The organism is Pseudoalteromonas sp. AS84 (assembly GCF_038900255.1).
Classification (GTDB): Bacteria; Pseudomonadota; Gammaproteobacteria; order Enterobacterales; family Alteromonadaceae; genus Pseudoalteromonas.
In genome coordinates this window covers 1-17,838 of sequence record NZ_JBBMQY010000022.1, presented here as the reverse complement: position 1 = coordinate 17,838, position 17,838 = coordinate 1, and the positions used below count along the sequence as shown (strand labels likewise).

The 17,838-nt window shown below is 38.8% G+C and carries 14 protein-coding genes; 1 reads left to right on the top strand and 13 read right to left on the bottom strand.

Annotation, left to right across the window (positions count from 1 at the left end; genetic code table 11):
* Positions 1 to 5: 5 nt before the first annotated feature.
* The 8 genes from WNY79_RS17575 to WNY79_RS17540 all read right to left on the bottom strand — a co-directional run bounded on the left by WNY79_RS17575 (position 6) and on the right by WNY79_RS17540 (position 10,354).
* Positions 6 to 1,310, bottom strand: a complete 1,305-nt coding sequence (locus WNY79_RS17575) for an AarF/ABC1/UbiB kinase family protein (protein ID WP_342876500.1) — start codon at positions 1,308 to 1,310, stop codon at positions 6 to 8.
* A 68-nt stretch (positions 1,311 to 1,378) separates the two neighbouring features.
* Positions 1,379 to 1,933: a DUF1439 domain-containing protein gene (locus WNY79_RS17570; protein WP_002960677.1), complete on the bottom strand. Its 555-nt coding sequence runs from the start codon at positions 1,931 to 1,933 to the stop codon at positions 1,379 to 1,381.
* A 364-nt stretch (positions 1,934 to 2,297) separates the two neighbouring features.
* Positions 2,298 to 4,979 carry a DUF349 domain-containing protein gene (locus tag WNY79_RS17565; RefSeq protein ID WP_342876499.1) on the bottom strand — a complete coding sequence of 894 codons (2,682 nt, stop codon included), beginning with the start codon at positions 4,977 to 4,979 and terminating at the stop codon, positions 2,298 to 2,300.
* Positions 4,969 to 5,250 carry a DUF1315 family protein gene (locus WNY79_RS17560; RefSeq protein ID WP_007378333.1) on the bottom strand — a complete coding sequence of 94 codons (282 nt, stop codon included), beginning with the start codon at positions 5,248 to 5,250 and terminating at the stop codon, positions 4,969 to 4,971. The genes WNY79_RS17565 and WNY79_RS17560 overlap by 11 nt, the downstream gene beginning before the upstream one ends.
* A 1-nt stretch (position 5,251) precedes the next feature.
* Complete coding sequence (locus WNY79_RS17555) at positions 5,252 to 5,578, bottom strand: hypothetical protein (protein ID WP_007580349.1); 327 nt, start codon at positions 5,576 to 5,578, stop codon at positions 5,252 to 5,254.
* Positions 5,579 to 5,717: 139 nt separating this feature from the next.
* On the bottom strand, positions 5,718 to 7,220 hold the full coding sequence (locus WNY79_RS17550) for an alanine/glycine:cation symporter family protein (protein WP_342876498.1): 1,503 nt from the start codon (positions 7,218 to 7,220) through the stop codon (positions 5,718 to 5,720).
* 380 nt (positions 7,221 to 7,600) lie between these two features.
* Positions 7,601 to 8,728, bottom strand: coding sequence for a M14-type cytosolic carboxypeptidase (locus WNY79_RS17545; RefSeq protein ID WP_024600456.1), 1,128 nt, complete (start codon positions 8,726 to 8,728; stop codon positions 7,601 to 7,603).
* Between the two features lie 183 nt (positions 8,729 to 8,911).
* Positions 8,912 to 10,354 (bottom strand): glyceraldehyde-3-phosphate dehydrogenase, encoded by a 1,443-nt coding sequence (locus WNY79_RS17540; RefSeq protein ID WP_024600455.1) that lies wholly within the window; start codon positions 10,352 to 10,354, stop codon positions 8,912 to 8,914.
* Between the two features lie 174 nt (positions 10,355 to 10,528).
* Here WNY79_RS17540 and WNY79_RS17535 point away from each other — a divergent pair, with 174 nt between their 5' ends.
* On the top strand, positions 10,529 to 11,329 hold the full coding sequence (locus WNY79_RS17535; RefSeq protein ID WP_024600454.1) for a DUF2989 domain-containing protein: 801 nt from the start codon (positions 10,529 to 10,531) through the stop codon (positions 11,327 to 11,329).
* 86 nt (positions 11,330 to 11,415) lie between these two features.
* On the opposite strand, the gene ihfA is transcribed toward WNY79_RS17535, so the two are convergent.
* The 5 genes from ihfA to WNY79_RS17510 all read right to left on the bottom strand — a co-directional run bounded on the left by ihfA (position 11,416) and on the right by WNY79_RS17510 (position 17,212).
* Positions 11,416 to 11,715: an integration host factor subunit alpha gene (gene ihfA, locus WNY79_RS17530; protein WP_002960690.1), complete on the bottom strand. Its 300-nt coding sequence runs from the start codon at positions 11,713 to 11,715 to the stop codon at positions 11,416 to 11,418.
* A gap of 2 nt (positions 11,716 to 11,717) precedes the next feature.
* Positions 11,718 to 14,105: a phenylalanine--tRNA ligase subunit beta gene (gene pheT / locus WNY79_RS17525; protein WP_342876497.1), complete on the bottom strand. Its 2,388-nt coding sequence runs from the start codon at positions 14,103 to 14,105 to the stop codon at positions 11,718 to 11,720.
* 15 nt (positions 14,106 to 14,120) lie between these two features.
* Positions 14,121 to 15,101: a phenylalanine--tRNA ligase subunit alpha gene (gene pheS / locus WNY79_RS17520; RefSeq protein ID WP_008171526.1), complete on the bottom strand. Its 981-nt coding sequence runs from the start codon at positions 15,099 to 15,101 to the stop codon at positions 14,121 to 14,123.
* A 345-nt stretch (positions 15,102 to 15,446) separates the two neighbouring features.
* Entirely contained in the window at positions 15,447 to 16,157 is a 711-nt protein-coding gene (hda, locus tag WNY79_RS17515; RefSeq protein ID WP_342876518.1) for a DnaA regulatory inactivator Hda, read from the bottom strand.
* Positions 16,157 to 17,212 (bottom strand): DUF2066 domain-containing protein, encoded by a 1,056-nt coding sequence (locus WNY79_RS17510; RefSeq protein WP_342876496.1) that lies wholly within the window; start codon positions 17,210 to 17,212, stop codon positions 16,157 to 16,159. The genes hda and WNY79_RS17510 overlap by 1 nt, the downstream gene beginning before the upstream one ends.
* Positions 17,213 to 17,838: the final 626 nt, after the last annotated feature.

Genomic DNA, 17,838 nt, shown 5'->3' with positions numbered 1-17,838 from the left:
AAACGCTATAAATAGTGCTGAAATAGCGTTTTCACATCTATTTTTGCACCTAGCCTTGCGGCTATTAAATAAAGCCCTGCAAGTTTTCGGTGAATAAATAGGGCATCAACGGGCGGTGTGTGCCATTGCTGAGATTGCGAACTAAGGGCAAGCCCTGCATTTTTAATTTTGAGCGCCAGTTCGCTGTTTTTAAAATCAAATTTTCCTTCTGCTCTTAGTGGCTCGCACGCCATTAAGAATAAATCAATGACGTTGTTTTTATACTCATCAACTAAGTCATTTTTAAAATAACCAATATGTGAAGCTGCTTTAAGTACACCTTCTCTGTTGTTTTCACTACCCGCTTTAAATAAAGCTAAATACGCTAAACTAAGCTCTGTTGATATTTCTCGGGTTGCACCAAAATCAAATAAAACAATTTTTTGTGTATCAAGCTGATAATGAAAGTTGGCAAAGTTAGGGTCGGTTTGAATTAATTTAAATTCAAACATTTCTTTAAAAAACAAATCAATAAGTTGCTCTGCAACAAAGCTTTTTTGACTATCAGGTAGCTCTGTAATGCTCTCAATGGGCTCTGCTTTTATATATTCCATAGTAAGTACTTGTTGTGTGCTGTGCTCTGGATATACGTTAGGCACTTTAAAGTGGGGATTAGTTGCTAGTGCATTTTTATAACGTATTAAGTACTGAGCCTCGCGCTTATAATCAGCCTCGGCTAATAACTGCGCTTTAGCCTCACTAATAAGTGGTTTAATATTAAGATCTTTTGGCAATAATCGAGAAATCGTTAATAAAGAAATAACGTTATCTACATCACTTACTACACTTTTTGCAATACCAGGATATTGAATTTTAACAGCCAGTTGCTCACCATTCTCCTTATAAGCTAAATGAACTTGCCCTATAGAAGCCGCAGCAAAAGGTCTTAATTCAATATGAGAAAAACGCGCTAGCCAGTCATCACCCCATTGCTCTTTTAACACTTCAACAAGCTGCTTATGAGGCATTGGATTCGCGTCTGAGCGCAGTAAAGCAAGTAACTGAGCCAATTCAGGACTAAGTAAATCACCGGCATCCATTGAAAGTAATTGCCCGAGCTTCATTGCAGCGCCACGTAAATGAGATAGCTGTGTGGCTAGCTTTTCAATATTTTTAGGTTGTAGTAGTAAGCTTTTATTGTCCCAACCTTTACCGGTTAGCGCGCTCTTAGCGCCATCAACTAACATGTTGGTAGCAACACCTGTGGCAAGTGAGCCTAATTTTGCAAAGCGAGAAAGCCTAGAAGTGGGAACAGTACGAGGAGCCGCCATAATATTAAAACCTAATTAGCCTGAAAGTCAGGCTAATTAATACGTATATTATAAGTAGGTAGATCTACTTATAGACGAGGTACTAGCTTAATTGCACCTTCAACCACTTTCATATCAAGTGGAAGCTTACTAAGTAGCATCATTTTAGGGTCATCCATATTTAGAGTATAAACAGGGTTAACCGCTAAAAAAGCATTAATAACATCCATTGCTTGGCTATCAAGTGCACCTAAATTACCTTTGAAACCACCGGCATCAACACTCGAATCAAGTAATTTAATATTACGTAAAAACACCGCTTTTTTCTCACTGTCGTAAAATGGGCTACCTTCAATTTGTAGCTTTAAACGCACTGGGTATTTAAGTGCGAATGCATTAATTTCAGCGCTTGAATCGGCACCAAGAACAACAACGTCGCGGTTATCAGGCCCAATATTTACACTTAAGTCGTTTACATCAAACTGAACCGGCAAACCCATTAAGCTTACTTTTTCACTTAACTTTGGTAATTGCTTACCCAGTACAGACTCAACCTCAGAGTTAGTAAATGAATATACTGATATGCCTTGCGTGGTATTACAGGCGGTTAAAAATAACGCTGCAATAATAACTAAAATTCTCATGAGAACCCTTTTGTTTATAAATTAGTGGTACATAAAAAAGCCGCTATTAAAGCGGCTTATTAAAATAGTAACCAGCACATTTATGCTGGTTCTAGGGCGTGTTGACCTTTGTGGATTGAAATTTGTTCAATCTAGGGTCGATTTAATCGCGGCGTGAGGTTTGTAACCTAGCGGGCTAAGTAAAAACCGAGCAACAAAGAGTAAATCGTCCCTAGAAAGAACCCAAAGGGCAGCGCATGTTTGGCATTTATACTGCGTTATCGCCTATTTATGGGAATAACCACACTACATAGACTCTGCCTTGCCTAAATACCAAACAGTCTGCTGCAAATTCAACCACGAAAGGTCAACATGCCCTAGTGTATTAAGCTGCAAGTGTCGCTTTAAGTCGCGTTAGTGTGTCAGGTTCAACTGAACCAGCACTGAGCGCTAATAACTGTTTTAAATAATAGTTTAAATCAGCATGTTCGCCACGATGTTTGTCATCTAACATGGCTACTTGTTCTGCCATTCTAAGTGACTTATCAGTTGAACTTACGTTCGCTAATATTTCCATGCGCGTAATAAGTTGCTCTTTACTTAATATTGTTTTAAGCGGTGCTTGATACTGACTTGGTAACGTTTCGTTGTTTTCAAGTGCTGTAATTAACGCATCTAGATTAGCTTGCTCTGATTTGCTTGTAAGCAATGCAAGTTTATCGTCAATAGCTGCTAGCAACTTAGTAACCTTTGGCGCTAACGATCTAAATTGCGTGTACCCTTTCACTTTTGTTTCTAGGTCGTGCAACTGTGCTCTTTGATTTACGTCACTAAGTGCTGCTTCAAGCTCAGCGAGTTCTGCAACTGCTTGCTTATCTGACTCGTTTTGCTCAAGTTTTTGCTGCTCAAATTCACTACTACGTTTAGTAAATGTTTCATCGTTAAATTGACGAAATTTTTGCCATAACGCATTTTCAGCTTTTAAACCTGCAAAACCAATTGTTTGCCATTGCTGCTGCATTTGCTTCAACTCTTGGCATGCAGCGGCTAAATCATCGCTTTGTGATAATTGCTGCGCTTTTTCTACTAACTCATTTTTAAGTGCAGCATTACTTTTATGAAATGCGTTTAATAAAGCCAGTACTTGTTGTTGCTCGCTTTTATAACGATCGTTTAGTGTACGGTATGTTTTAGGGTCAACTTTACCCACACTGCGCCACGCTTTGTTTAAACGGTTGTATTGGCTTTCATATTGCTTCCAATCAAAGTCATCCTTAGCCGTAGGTTGTAAATGAAGCGCGTGCATGTCGCCAATAATACTTTCGCGTTGTGCTTTTGAGGCCTCGCGTTGTACTTCTTGCTCTGCAAAGTAACTACGACAAGGTGCAAATAAAAGCTCGATTTTTTCATCAAACTGTACGCCTTGTTGCTTTTCTTCATCTGTATCTAAACGACCTAACTCATTCCAACGCTTGCGTAGCACTTTTACTTGCTCTGCGCGTTGTTGTGGGTCAGTACACTCTTCACTTACTAATGCACTTACTTCTTCTAATAAAGCTTCACGCTTTGGTGCTGCTGCGTATTTTTGCCAATCTTTAGCATCTGCAAGTTGCGCTTCAAGCTCCGCTTTTATATTTATAAGCGGCTGTTGATATTGCTCAGTGAGTGTATTAAATAACTCTTCAAACCCTTTAAACACGCCAAAGGCAACATTAAAACGGCCTTCCTCAATCAGGCGTTTAACATCACGAGCTTTGCGTTTTGCTTGGCTTTGGTTTTTTTCAAGTGGCTTAACTAGCTCATTCATTGGTGCTAAAAATTGCTTTTTATGCGCATTTAACTGCGTTCTAAAGGTACTTTGCAGTGCGCCATCTAAAATATTTAAATGACTACGCGCTGCTTTAAAACCATTATTAAATTCAGTTAGAATTGCATCGTATTGTGCTAAATCTTCTGCTGGCTTAATTTCGCATAATGCTGCAAAAGCGAGTTTGTACTCTTTAATAGCAATTGTTAGCTCAGGTAACTTAGCAACTTGAGTAAATAGTTTTTCTAACTTGCTTACAGCCAGTTTAGATTGTGCATTATTAGCTAGTTCTGTTTCGCTAATAGCTTGCTTAGCTTGCGCTACTTTTGCATCAAGCCAATCTTGTTGAATTTGCTCTGGTGTTTCAAGGCCTAGCTGTAAGGCGTTTTCAATTTCTTCAGTTAAAGCTTCAAGCGTTACAAGTGCTAGCAATTGGCGCTGCTGTAGCGCTAATTTCTGCTGCTCTTTATCATGTACCGCTTTTAGCTGTTCAATGTGTGCATCTAACTTAGTTGTGATTGAAATATATTTTTCGTCAAGAAGCTTAACGCGTTCATCACTCAGCCATTTTAGCTCAAGTGCTTGCCACTGGACCATTAATTCGCCGGCTTGTGGATTTACAACACCAAAATCTGTTTTTTCGCGTAAGGCATTTAACTTAGCTAAAATAACACGTGTTGCACTTTCAACCTGCAGTGGCATTTCAATTGCTAAACGCTCATTTTCAATATGCGTTTCAAGTGCTGCTTTTGCACCACCCTTTGCATGCTTTACTAATGGCTTAATTAATTGATGGGTAATAACAAGTTCAACTAATTGAGCTTGTAGCTCTTCGCTACCTTCTTTAAATGCTTTTTCTACTAGTTTTGGATTTGCTAGACGTTTCAATAACTTAACGCGCACTTGCAGTTCTTTCTCTGCAAATGCTAACTTTTCGAGTGTTTTAACGGGTGCAAAACGCTCTATGTATTCACTTTTAATTTGCGGTGTTAGTGCACTTTCGCTATTTAAAACAGCATTAGATATTTGTAGTTCTGCTATATCTTTTAATGCTTGATCTTGTTTATACGCTTTCCACCAAAGTGGTAAATCGTTTACTTTTTGCAACGCTTTACGGCGTATTTCAGCTGAGCTATCTTCAAGTGCTAACGTGTTTAATATGGTTGCATCACGTTCAATATCTAATTTTTCGATAGCATCAAGACGAACTTGTTGCTTAGGGTGTTTCCATTTCGGTGTAAAAAGGTGCTTAAAGATCATGTTCACTAAACCTAGCTATTTCGTTGTCTGATTTAAATTCTTTTTGTAGTTGAGCTTTTGTCTTTTGGATCATTTCACCATTAGCACCAATCGTAAATTGCTCGTTTGATTGAGCCACTTTTGCTTGATACAACATAACCAACTGCACTGTTTGTTGCTTTTGCTCGTCTGATAAAACAGTTCCGTCTGGCCATTTGCCAGTAGACGCACCGTATTGCAAGCGTTCGAATAATTCGGGAGTAATATTTTGTACAAGATTGTCGATATTCATGTCATTTTTTCTTTTTTAGAGTCACTAAAACAATACGGTTAATAAGATACCAAATACACCCTACGCCAATTGCCGCAGTATAAGCATACCACTGAAGCGTTTTTTCTTGCGGTTGTAAAAAGTACAAACAGAAAAAACCACCTAAAAATAAGATAAGCGCTAAAAAGGAGTGATTTATAAACATCTGCTTTTTTTTAATTCGCTGTTCGCGCTGAAGTTGTAAAACTTGCTCGTCGTTTAGCTCTGCAATATTGCTTTCGCAATGCGGACATTGCTTATGTTTATCTGAAATTGATTTTGCACATTTTGGGCAACGAATGATCGCCATACTTCTCTCCATACTACGCATAAAAAAAGCGCCTTTCGGCGCCTTTATTGTACTTGTTTTATTTCTCGTTGTCTTTTTTGAATTCAAACCAATAACTGATTTAGAGACGATAATCTAACAAGTTACTCATTAAGTTTAGTTACTCAGTGTCTTTTGACTGTTTCCCTAAACGTTTTTCCCAGAAAGTGGCATTTTTAATACCTAGTTTGACAGGGTCAAATGTGATTTTTCCACCTTTTTTCTTCTGATCTTCGTAATCGCTCAAACATAGTAAAGCAGGCTTAGCTACAAAGAAAATAGCTAAGATACCCAATATGTTAATCCAGGCCATTAAACCAACGCCAATATCTCCAATAGTCCAGATATAACCTGAATTATTAACCATACCGTATGCAACCATAAACATAATCACGAACTTCACGAGGACAAGTGGGATATTGCCTTTAAAATAACGATTTAAGTAAGCAATATTAGTTTCTGCAATAAAGTAATAAGCAAGTATTGTGGTAAAAGCAAAGAAGAATAATGCAATACCGACAAATGCTTGTCCAAAGCTGCCAAATACACTAAATAAAGCCATTTGAGTAAAGGCTGCTGAACCGACCTCAGTCGCTGCATCAACATTTTGTACAATGAACTGCCCTGCTGGTAACTCACCCACAACATTGTATTGCTGCGTTATTAAAATCATGAGTGCTGTTGCAGTACATACAAAAATGGTATCAACATAAACAGAGAAAGCTTGCACTAAACCCTGTTGAGCAGGGTGATCAACCTCTGCTGCTGCTGCTGCATGAGGCCCACTACCTTGCCCTGCTTCATTAGAATATATACCACGCTTAACGCCCCAACCAATAGCAGCACCAAAACCGGCCTGCGCAGTAAATGCATCACTAATAATTAAATAGAATATATCGCCTACTTTATCTAAATTTAAAAATACCACGATTAATGCCAGTACTATGTAACCAAGCGCCATAAATGGCACTACTATTTGCGTAAAGTTCGCAATACGTTTTATACCGCCAAAAATAATAAACGCTAAAACAATAAGGATTATTGCCAAAGCGACTAACTTAAAGCTACCTACATCACCAAAACTAGTCGAGACCATATTGCCATCGCCAAATACTTGGGTAAACGCATTACCTACCGCATTCGCTTGTACACCAGGCAGAAAAACACCACATGCAATAATTGCCGAAACAGCAAATAAAACAGCCAACCATTTTTGTCCTAAACAACGGTCAAAATAATAGGCTGGGCCACCACGATATTGCCCGTCTTCTTCTTTTTTATAAATTTGGCCTAAAGTAGATTCTGCGTAAGCAGTACTTGCACCTAGAAAAGCAACAACCCACATCCAAAAAATAGCACCTGGCCCACCAAAACCGATAGCTGCTGCCACACCTGCGATATTACCAACGCCTACGCGTCCAGACAACGATACTGCAAGGGCTTGAAAAGATGAAATACCTTTATCAGACGTGTTAGGACTAAATAATAACTTACACATTTCTTTAAAATGTCTAACTTGAGCAAATCTAGTTAGTACTGAATAAAACAAGCCTGCGCCTAGGCATAAATAGATGAGTGCATTACTCCAAACAACATCATTAACAGCGCTTACAAAAGCTTCCATGGATATCCTCTATAGTTATATTTATTATTTTTTAATTACGAGACTCTGTTTTAGCTACTACGCTACATAAGCTTTACGAAATAAGATTTCACCTCTTCCGCCCCGACTCATGATTTAATTAATATTAACTTAAGTACCCCAAGGTTGTTAACACTTAATTTTCAAAATATCTAATTACACATCTGTTGCAAGGCACTATATCTGTAGTATTTAATTGAAAGTAGATTGATTTGTACCGATACGGTGATGATACGCAGCGAAGAAGCGTTGAAAACGTTTTAAGAATAAAGCTGCTATATGATTATTATTTTTTTATACAAAGGGTTTTATTAAAAGCAAAAAGGGTATCAAAACTATTGATACCCTTTTAGATAAGCGTTTTATCTTAAATCATCAACAACATTAACAATAGCCGCTAATGTATCTTGACCAAATTGATAAGAACGACGGTCTGACCAGCCATAGTCTGGATCAGGTAAATCGTTGTTGTCTTTAAATGGCATTTCAATTGTGTACGTTAATGCTTTGAATTCTTCAGCAGTAGCTGATGAACCTACCGTAAGGTTAGCTTGACCTGGCTCATCTTTTGGATAGCCATGCTCATCTTGAAACTCTGGAGTAATAGTCAAAAGCGCAGCTTTAAAGCTATCTTCAAGGCCTTTAAGACGAGCATCGTAACTTGGAATACCTTCACTGCCTGCCACAAAGTTATAAGGTATAGCTTCATCACCGTGTATGTCTAAGTGCATATCTAAGCCAGCTTCGCGCATTTTATTAAGCACTAAGTAAACCTCAGGGCTATTTTCCATACTTGGTGTTTGCCATTCACGGTTTAAGTTAACGCCTTTAGCATTAGTACGAAGGTGTCCGCGTGCGCTGCCATCTGGATTCATATTTGGCACAACGTAAAACACTGCTTTTGATAGAAGCGCAGCTGCATGTGGATCCTCGTCATCAAGAAGTTTGTGCAGTAGACCTTCAACATACCACTCTGCCATTGTTTCACCTGGATGTTGACGTGCTGTGATCCAGATGTTTTTCTTATCTTCACTTGGCTCACCAATTTTAAGCACACTCATATCGCGGCCATCGAGTGTTTCACCAAGCGTTATTAATTGGCAAGCACCTTGGCTTTGTGCCCAAGACAATAAATCTAAATGGCGGTCGTAACTGTATGGTGCAAAGTAAGCAAAATAAACACTGCCGCACTCTGGTTCAATTTCAAAGCTTAATGTGCCATTTTCATAGCTTGATGGTACGCGAAACCATGTTTGACGGTCATATGATGCAACAGCTTGATACCCTTCCCAACCATCTGGGTAAGCTGATTTATCAAGCTCATTAATATTTAACTTATGCAATTGGTAAGGTGTTGTTTCAAGACGAAAGTGAAACCACTGATAAAATTCAGACTGGTGATCTTTATTAATTTCTAATTGAATATTTAAAGGATCGGTGGCTTCAATAACTTTGATATTACCACTGTCGAAATTGCTGCTGATTTTCATGGAAAAACCTTTAGGTTGAATAAGTTTATCTGTTTATTAATTCACAGAACTGACATTATTTTGTAAATAGTAAAATGAATGTGCATTTTCTTAATTAAAGCCTATCACAAGGCATACGCTTTAAAAATAATACACGACCAAAAAAGCCAGCAACATGCTGGCTTTTAAGTCACTGCAAATAAATTAGCGAGGTAAGCTTGGGAATGACACTTCGGCCATATCGCGCATACAACGAACTACTTGGCAGCTGTAACCAAACTCATTGTCGTACCATACATATAAAACGATACGGTTATCTTCAACAATCGTTGCTTGTGAATCAACAACACCTGCGTAACGGCTACCTACTAAATCGGTAGATACAATTTCCGTTGATGCGGTGTAATCAATTTGGTCACGTAAGTCTGAATGAAGTGCAGTATCGCGTAAAAATGCGTTTAGCTCTTCAACTGATGTGCTTGTTGCTAAGTTAAGATTTAAAATAGCTAGCGACACATTAGGTGTAGGTACGCGGATTGCGTTACCTGTTAATTTGCCTTCAAGCTCTGGTAATGCTTTTGAAACCGCTTTTGCAGCCCCTGTTTCAGTAATTACCATGTTAAGTGCTGCGGCACGGCCACGGCGCTCTGCTTTGTGGTAGTTATCAATAAGGTTTTGATCGTTCGTGTACGAGTGTACAGTTTCAACATGACCATTATTAATACCAAACTTATCGTTTAGTGCTTTAAGCGTTGGTGTAATTGCATTAGTTGTACAGCTTGCTGCACAAACGATTTTATCTTCAGGTAAAATATCTTTGTTATTAACACCATATACGATGTTTTTGATATTACCTTTTGCAGGAGCTGTTAATAATACTTTTGCAGCGCCCTTACACTCTAGATGCTGGCCAAGGCCCGCTTCGTCTTTCCAAATACCGGTGTTATCAACAATTAATGCATCGTCGATACCGTATTGAGTGTAATCAATTTCGCTAGGAGAGTTAGCGTAAATAACTTGAATGTAGCTACCGTTAGCTTTAATTGCATTACGCTCTTTATCAATAGTGATTGAACCATTGAAAGGACCGTGAATTGAATCACGACGCAGTAAGCTTGCGCGTTTTTCAAGATCCCCATCTTTACCGCCACGCACAACAATAGCGCGCAAACGTAAATCTGCATATGGACCTGATTTTTCAATTAATAAACGCGCTAGTAAACGACCAATACGACCAAAACCATACAATACAACATCGCGTGGTTCTTTCGCTGGTAAGTCAGCTATTTCTGCAAGTTCATCTTTTACAAATTCTTCTACTGAGCGGCCTTTAGCTGCTTCTGTGAACAAATAGCTATATGCAAGTTTACCAATATCAATACGCGCAGAGTTTAATTCCATTTTGCTGATAGCTTCTAAAAATGGAAAGCTTTCGCGCAAACGTAATTTAGTGCCTTCAAACTGAGCAACGGTTTTATGAGATTTGATAATATCAATAGTACTGGCATTTACGAGAGGACGGCCATATACAGCGATTTCGATACCACGATTACGGTAAAGTTTACCAATGATTGGTTGCATGCTTTCTGCGTAATCTTGGCGCTCTTGCCAACTATTTGTGTATTCTAACTCGTGAGATGAGGTCATTTTATTTACCTAAGTTTATCATTTTGAACGGATAGCCTTTAAAAATGCACTATATTTTGAGAGTAATGCACTTCAGGCAGGGCTATTCTAATTTAATCTGAAGTTATTCTCTACTGTTAGGCGTTAAATGATTGCGTTAGAATAGCAAGGTGGATATTCATTTGGGGTTAAGGGATGCTTAAAAAAGCAAGTGTACTATTGGGTTTGCTAACGTTGACAGGGTGTGAAGAACCGTTGACACTCGCACAAGTGTGCAAAGAAACACCTGGCTTTTGTAGCGACTTAAACAAAGACAGCCACTGCAAGGATGAGCGTTCTGATGTGATTATCAAACGTTACATAGAATACAAAGACCCTACTGATGAAAATAAATACCAATTACTCAAGGACTTTGAATCCTATAACCAATGTATAACTGTGGCCGCTAAAATTGAACATATTAAGTTAAAAGCTAAAAAAACGTCACGTATTGACGGTCAATTAACGAGCATTAAAGAAATGACTCGCTTATATCAAGATACCCAAAATACAAACCATCCAGGTTTGCTCTACTACCAATGGTCACGAAATAATAACCAAAGTGCACTGACTAAATTATTAGCGATAGAAAATGACAAAAGTGTAACGCAAAGTGCCGAAATGCAATTTTTTCTAGCATCGTACTATATTAAATTTGATGATGAAAAAACCATCGATTTGCTTTATAAAACTTTAGAACTCAATAAAAAAGGCAACGTACCGAATCCTGAAGTGTATACATCACTTATTAGTCTTTTTTATAAACATGATAAATTTAAACATGCATATATATTTTCTAAAGTAGCGCAAATGTCGGGGATTGAAAATATTGACGTGTTTGAAATTGAGCAGCAATTAATAACGAATGGTAAAAGCTTAGACAGCCTAGATGTACTTGCAGAGCAAACATTTCAGCAAATAATGGCAGGTGATTTTGTATCTCCTCGAGAGTTTTAAAAAAGTTTTCTAACGGTACAACTAAATAACTCCGCTAGAGCGGAGTTATTTTAGACAATAAAAAAGGCAGCTTACGCTGCCTTTTTTTATTTTGCTTTGCTTGTGCCCACTTCTACGCGGGTTTTAAGCTTTTGACCTGGTCGAAAAGTCACCACGCGACGTGCCGAAATAGGAATATCTTCGCCTGTTTTCGGATTGCGGCCTGGTCTTTCTTTTTTGTCTCGAAGATCAAAGTTACCAAATCCAGAGAGCTTAACCTGCTCGCCTTTTTCTAGCGCTGAGCGGATTTCTTCAAAAAACGCTTCAACTAAATCTTTGGCATCTTTTTTATTGATCCCGAGCTTTTCAAATAGGTGTTCAGCTATGTCGGCTTTAGTAAGCGCCATATCTAGTCCCTCAACGATGCATTAAACTGTTCGGCCAATTCGGCCACCACGTTATCAACTACTAGATTGATATCTTTCTCTTCGAGTGTTCTATCAACCGCTTGCAGTGTTAGAGCAATCGCCAAACTCTTATAATTTGGCTCAATACCTTTGCCCTTATACACATCGAATAAGTTTAGGTCAACCAATTGATTTCCGCCAACTTTTTCGATCACGCTTAAAATGTCGCCAGATTTAACGCTGTCTGCCACTAAAATCGCGATGTCGCGGCGATTTGAAGGGAATTTAGACACCCCTTCTGCTTGCGGTAAATTTCTTTTTTCTATTGCTGACATTTCAATTTCAAAAACAAAAGTTGCGTTGTTGATATCTAACGACTTTTGAGCTTGAGGATGTAAAGCACCAAAAAAACCAACCTTTTTGCCATCAACATATATTACAGCTGATTGACCAGGATGAAGTCCATCTGACTGCTCGGCTTTAATTTCAAAGCGAGTAACGTCATTAGTAATTGCAAGTAAGGCTTCAACATCACCTTTTAAATCGTAAAAATCAACGTTACGTTTTTCTTCAACCCAATGTTCACCATTTACAAGACCCGTGATAACGCCACCAATAACCGGTACTTGGTAAACACCATTTTCTGCACTTTCGTCGCTTATAAATTTAAGACCATGTTCGAATAAACGAATACGAGGCTGTTGGCGATTTTGGTTATACGCTACAGACGCTAATAAACCCGGCATTAAACTTACACGCATCGCTGACATTTCAATTGAAATAGGGTGCGGTAATACCATTGCTTCACACTCTGGGTGTAAAATAGCTTGTGCTTTAGGGTCTACAAAGCTGTATGTAATTGCTTCTTGATAACCACGAGTCACTAACGTATTGCGGAACTTGCTAAGCGCAATAGTTGCTTCGTTATGCGTCGTCATTTTAAGTTTTGCGGTTGGTGCAACATTAGGAATGCTGTTGTAACCGTAAACACGTGCTACTTCTTCAATTAAATCTTCTTCGATGCGAATATCAAAACGGTAGCTTGGTACGTCCGCACTCCAGCTTTCATTTTCTACTTTAACATCAAGACCTAAACGCGTAAGAATATCTGTTACTTTAGCATCTTCAATATGATGACCAATAACACGGTCTAAACGAGCACGACGAAGACGTACTTCAGTCACTTTTGGTAGTTTGTCAGCCGCTACAGCTTCAACAACTGGGCCTGCTTGACCGCCTACGATTTCAAGAAGTAGCGCTGTTGCACGTTCCATTGCATCATGTTGCAGAGCAAAATCAACACCGCGTTCATAACGGTGTGAAGCATCAGTGTGTAAACCGTAGCTACGTGCTTGCCCTGCAATTGCTACAGGATTAAAAAATGCGCTTTCAAGTAATATATCAGATGTTTTATCTGTAACACCTGATTGCTCACCACCAAAAATACCCGCTATTGCAAGTGCTTTGTTATGATCGGCTATCACAAGTGTAGTGTTGTTTAATTTAGCGATGTTACCGTCTAATAAAACAAGTTCTTCACCTGCGTTTGCACTACGTACTTTAATACCACCTTCAATCGCATTTAAATCAAACGCGTGCATTGGGTGACCAAGCTCAAGTAATACATAGTTTGTAACATCAACTACTGGGTCGATTGAACGTACGCCACTGCGGCGTAGCTTTTCAACCATCCAAAGCGGTGTTTTTGCATCAAGGTTAATGCCTTTGATCACACGACCAAGGTAACGAGGACATGCATCTTCGTTCACTAATTCAATCGATATTTTATCGTCAATTGTTGGGATAACCGCTGGAATATCTAATACATTTACGTCAATACTGTTTAAAACGCCTACTTCACGAGCAAGGCCTTTAATGCCTAAACAGTCACCACGGTTTGGTGTTAAATCAACATCTATAATATTATCATCAAGACCTAGGTAGTCACGTAAATCAGTGCCTACTGGTGCATCGCTTGGCAATTCCATAATGCCGTCGCCTTCTTCGCTAATACCTAGCTCAACAAAAGCACATAGCATTCCGTTTGAAGGTTGACCGCGTAGTTTGGCTTTTTTAATTTTAAAGTCACCAGGCAGTACAGCGCCCACAGTCGCAACAGCAACTTTAATACCTAAACGACAATTTGGTGCTCCACACACGATATCAAGTAGCTCATCGCCACCTACGTTAATTTTGGTAACACGCAGTTTATCTGCATCAGGGTGCTGCTCACATTCAACAACTTCACCAACAACTACGCCATTAAATTTGGCAGCAGCAGGCTCAACACCATCAACTTCTAGGCCAGCCATTGAAAGCTGTTCCGAAAGAGCTTGCGTATCAATAGCAGGATTAACCCACTCTCTTAACCACTTTTCACTAAATTTCATTTTATTGTTTCACTCTTAACGGAACTGGTTCAGGAATTTTAAGTCATTTTCGAAAAAGGCACGTAAATCGTTTACGCCATAGCGCAACATGGTTAAACGCTCTACACCCATGCCAAAGGCAAAGCCGGTGTATTTTTCTGGGTCGATACCCACAGACTTAAGTACATTTGGATGTACCATGCCACAGCCTAGTACTTCTAACCACTTGCCGTCTTTACCCATAACATCTACTTCAGCTGAAGGTTCTGTAAATGGGAAGAATGAAGGACGGAAACGAATTTCCATATCTTCTTCAAAAAAGTTACGTAAAAAATCATGCAAAATACCTTTTAGCTCAGTAAAGCTAACATCAGTATCAACCATTAAACCTTCCACCTGATGGAACATAGGTGTATGTGTTTGGTCGTAATCGTTACGGTATACACGTCCAGGTGAAATAATACGCAGTGGTGGCTGCTCAGTTTCCATAGTACGAATTTGCACGCCACTTGTTTGTGTGCGTAGTACTAATTTAGGATTGAAATAAAAGGTATCGTGATCTGCACGTGCTGGGTGGTGCTCTGGAATATTTAGCGCATCAAAGTTATGAAAATCGTCTTCGATTTCTGGACCAGATTTAACTTCAAAACCTAACTCACCGAAAAAGCTTTCTATGCGCTCAATAGTGCGCGTAACTGGGTGTAAACCGCCAGCAGGCATAACACGCCCTGGTAGAGTTACATCTATAGTTTCAGCAGCTAGTTTTTCTTCAAGTGCTTTACTTGCTAGCAATTCACGCTTTTCGTTGATAGCAGCTTGTACATCTTGTTTAGCTTGGTTTATAACTTGGCCTGCTTCTTTACGTTCTTCAGGTGCTATTTTACCTAACGTTTTAAGTAAGCTAGTGATTTCGCCTTTTTTACCAAGGTAATTAACCCTGATATCTTCTAACTGCGCTATTTCACTGGCACTGGCTACCGCCTCAAGTGCTTGCGCTAATATGTTTTCTAAGTTCATTCGATACCTGATCTTTCACAGAAGGTGATTGCTTAAGAGCGTGTTGGCCTTTCAAGATTGCTTTACAACAGTGTGATTGGTTATTAAATAAGGTTAAGCATTGGGCTGTAGTTCCCTACATAAATCATGCAATAACGCTAAATAAAGACCAAACACATGCAGTTTGAAGTGTTTATCTCGGAGGCTACTCTCTTTGTTGTTCGGGTTTCGCATATAAATACTATGCTAAAGTCCTCACGACGCGATTAAAGCACTCTTAAGTTAAACAAATTCCAATCAGGAAAGGTAAACACGCTCTGATAATAGCTTATGATAACTGAAAGAAGGGTCTAGATTCTAGACCTACTACAGCTTTAACGTTGATTTTATAAAAGGAATAGTTAATTTTCGCTGTGCTGCCATAGATGCATGATCTAATTTGTCGAGTACATCTAATAAAGCACGCATATCACGGCTTAAACGGGTTAGTAAAAAGCGTGCACACTCATCACTTAATTCAAGACCGCGCATATGAGCGCGCTTAACAAGTGCTTGTGCTTTATCGTCATCACTCATAGAACGAATTTGAAAGGTTGTCCCCCACGTTAAACGAGACTCTAAGTCAGGCAGCGAGATATTGAGCATGCTAGGAAGTAAATCGGCAGTTACTACTAACATTTTTCCGGGTTCGTTAAACCGGTTAAAAAAGTTAAATAGTGCTTTTTCCCATGCATCATTCCCTGCAACTAAATGCACGTCATCAATACATAGAACATCAAGCGCTTCTAAACCGTCTAATACCATAGGTCCAAAGTCAACTACTTCGCGCATAGACAGCAGCATATTAGATAAACCACGCTCTTGTGCTTTAATGCAGGTTGCATACAAAAGGTGAGACTTACCCGAATCACCTAACCCACATAAATAAGTATACTGAAACTTTTTAGCTAACTTCGAAAAGCTACCTTTTAAATGGTTAACCTCTAACGAATCTTCCCCACCAAAGTACGATGCAAATGTTTCGTCATCCGGCAAGGTAACCGGTAATGCCATTTGCATCGGCTCAGAAGTTAGCATTATGGCGTTATCCATTGATACTCTAAGCTATTTTTATCAACAACATGATAAAAAGCGCGTGGATCCTCATAATCTTTAAATGAGGAGTCTAACCCTAGCCCTTTTTTAAGATCACTTAGATTACCAGTGTGGTTTAGTTTAAATTCTACAAATTCTGGAGTTTTACGAACAATTTTAACTTGCGTAACAACGCTTAAGTTCAATAATCTTTGTTTTGCTAATTCAACATCAACAAAACTTTGAGTGTCTTTTAATGTTAGCGTGGCTGCGGCTTGTTCATAATAAGCATTTGGATCAATAGCGTACTCGCTTGCAAGGCCTCGAGCTAAGGTATCAATCATTTGACTCACTATTTGCTGCTTATCGCCCGTTAATCTATTTGAATCAAATTGATCATCATTAGTAAAACGCCAATCTAAAATCCAATTTTCGCTATCTGCTTCTTTATACATTCTTGCTGTAATACTTCGCTCAGCACTGTAGCGCCTAGAGGCCTCTTCTACTGGTTCCGAAAAGTTACCCCATACCTCAGGAATACCTACTAAACGTCTATCTTGTAAGTCAAGTAATGGCACAACGACAGGTAGACCACGGCGTCCTGCTTTGTCATAAATTAACTGCTCTAATTGCGGGTAACTTTCTTGTGTTACTAATTCTCTGCGCCAATTGTCCTCAATACCTAACCATATTGCGACTAACGGGCGTTGCACTCCCCATAAAGGTAAGTTTAACTCTTTGATTAACGCATTGATCTTTCGAGCTTCAAATTTAACAACGAGTTTCAGTTGTCCATTTGCTCTCTCGTCATATTCAAACTTAAGCATATAATCAGAAATATCTTTAGTGCGTTGCTGTGCTAATTTATTTTGATCCGCAGTTTCATCACCGCTTACTTTCACTAAAACATTGAGCAAAGCTTTACGACTCGCAGCTAATCGAGTGTCTCGTGTTTTGTCATCCACTTTTAAAATATCTTGATATAGATCAGTTACTTCAACTGCCGACGCAGAAAAACAAAATAAAATGGATATGGCGCTAATTAATAATCTATACACAGGCTGTTAGTTCTTGGTTTTAAACTGATTTGATCCTAAATCAAAGACAGTAACAAAGCAAAATTAAATTTGTTATCTAAGGAAATGAAAGTAATTAGCTTTTATAGAAAGTAAAAAAGATTAAATATGAATAAGATAGTTGAGTGAGTTGTACGCTATTCACCTACATTTAACTTTACTACACTTTTAAAACGCGTACCTTTCGGGTTTAGTTAGATCATGAAGGTATTCAATGTAAGTAGTTGATGATGTTATGGTTTAGTTTTTTCGTTATTCGCTCGCATTTAACCTTTCTTCTGACGCAAAAAAGCCCAAATTGTTAGATACAGACTTTCTACAATGTGAAGTCGGTGCGCTACGCAATAGAAGCTATTATACACAACGGTAAAGGACAACAGTGAAATGCTACATACTTATCGGCGTGCAGAGATATTGAGTGATTTTGGTGTGATTAAACATAACTTTAGCGCCAGGAGTCACTACGCTCGCCCGCCCTACGTAATGAGTGTTGGTATAAGAGTCTATTAATTGAGCGTATTTTGCTTTTCCGCAGACGTAAAAAAGCCCGAATCGTTAGATTCGGGCTTTCTACAATTTGAAGCCTGGTAATGTCCTACTTTCACATA